Raw genomic sequence first — 1,717 nt, forward strand, 5'->3', positions numbered from 1 at the left:
CTTCAAATGGGTATAAGAGACAGCCATAAGTGAGGGTACCGAGGTGCTGAAGACGATCTTGCAGGCAATCGTGCCTTCAGAGCAATCCTTCGAAGAGAAGTGCAAGGATTTGATCAAAGCGATCCAGAAATCAAGTAGGGAGCAGAAGGAACTTATACGTCTCTACAGTGAACTAACCTCAGTGGGAAACAGTGAACTTGTCAAACAACTTTCGTATGAGATCGAATCCATCTCCGCCGAGATGTACACTGAGTTGGTCAAGGAAGGCCAGAGAACAGGTGAGATCAGGATGGATATTGATCCTGCGATGGCAGCCTTTCTCATGGACAATCTCTTCATATCCCTTCAGTTCTCATACTCAAGTGAGTATTACCAACAACGATTCAGGATATTCTTGGGCAATGATATAGAGAATCGGGACACGTTCGTCCTTGATCAGATGGTTAGCTTCATCTCCTCTGCATTGAAAGCCTGATATCCCTGAAAAAGGAGTGGCCATGGACAGTAAACAATACCTTCTCGCCTACGATGTTGGTACTACGGGAATGAAGACCTGTCTTTTCTCAGCTGGTGGCCACTTGGAGCTTGTTGCCTCTGCACTTGCCAAGTACCCATTGTATCTCTTTGAGGGTGGCGGTGCAGAGCAGGATCCAGAGGATTGGTGGAGGGCAATGGTCACCACGACAGGGGATGTCATTTCTAGGGCTGCAGTCAATCCTGCCGACATCAAGGGAATCTCCTTCTGTTCCCAGATGCAAGGGTTGGTACTTGTTGACAGGGAAGGGAGACCAATCAGGAATGCATTCAGTTATCTTGACCAACGGGCAACCAAGGAATTGAAGGAGGGAATGGCCCATGGTCCAAAAATCGAAGGCGCAAATATAGGGAAGCTTCTGGTCTCCCTAGCCATCACGAAAGCAGTAGCAACCAGTGTAAAGGATCCAGTTTGGAAATATCATTGGGTAAGAAACCATGAACCTGATGCTTTTTCCCGTATCTACAAGTGGCTTGATGTGAAGGAGTACCTGATAACGAAGCTAACCGGTTCGTTCATCATGACTGAAGACTCAGCGTTCGCCACATTATTATTTGATACAAAGAAAAGAACCTGGAGTCCTGTTATGTGCAGAATGCTCAAGGTCAACCCAGACCATCTGCCTAGGATCATACAATCCACAGAACAAGCCGGAATGCTTACAGGGACTGCAGCTGGGTATCTGGGTTTAAATGCAGGCACCCCGGTCTTTGGAGGGGGTGGAGATGCCGCTTCAATCGGAATTGGAGCAGGTGCTACCAATCCTGGAGATACCCATATCTATATGGGAACCTCAGGATGGCTTTCCACTGTAGTTGAGAAAAGCATGGTTGATCCTGCAACAAAAACAGCAGCAATCGTAAGTGCACTTCCTGGGAGATATACCTATTTCTCTGAACTCGAGACAGCTGGAAAATGTCTGGAATGGGTCAAGGACCATCTTGCCCTGGATGAGATCAATCTCTATCTGGAGAAGAAACTGGTAACAGATTCTCCTGAGGCTATTGCCAAAAACCTCTATGACTACATGGCTTCGGTAATCGATACCGTACCTCCTGGGAGTAATGGAGTGATTTTCACCCCATGGTTGCACGGTAATCGATGTCCCTTTGAGGACAGCAAAGCACGTGGGGTGTTTTTCAATCTTTCACTTGAAACCGGGAAGACGGAGATGATCAGGGC

2 protein-coding genes are annotated in these 1,717 nt (G+C 47.4%); both read left to right on the top strand.

Going from position 1 to position 1,717, the window contains the following annotated elements:
- The first annotated feature begins 43 nt into the window (after positions 1–43).
- Positions 44–475 (top strand): hypothetical protein, encoded by a 432-nt coding sequence (locus JF818_RS04685; RefSeq protein ID WP_198890812.1) that lies wholly within the window; start codon positions 44–46, stop codon positions 473–475.
- A gap of 22 nt (positions 476–497) precedes the next feature.
- Positions 498–1,717, top strand: a 1,220-nt coding sequence (locus JF818_RS04690; protein ID WP_198890813.1) for an FGGY-family carbohydrate kinase, incomplete at its 3' end; no start/stop codon positions are given.

The organism is Sphaerochaeta sp. S2 (assembly GCF_016406725.1).
Taxonomy (GTDB): domain Bacteria; phylum Spirochaetota; class Spirochaetia; order Sphaerochaetales; family Sphaerochaetaceae; genus Sphaerochaeta.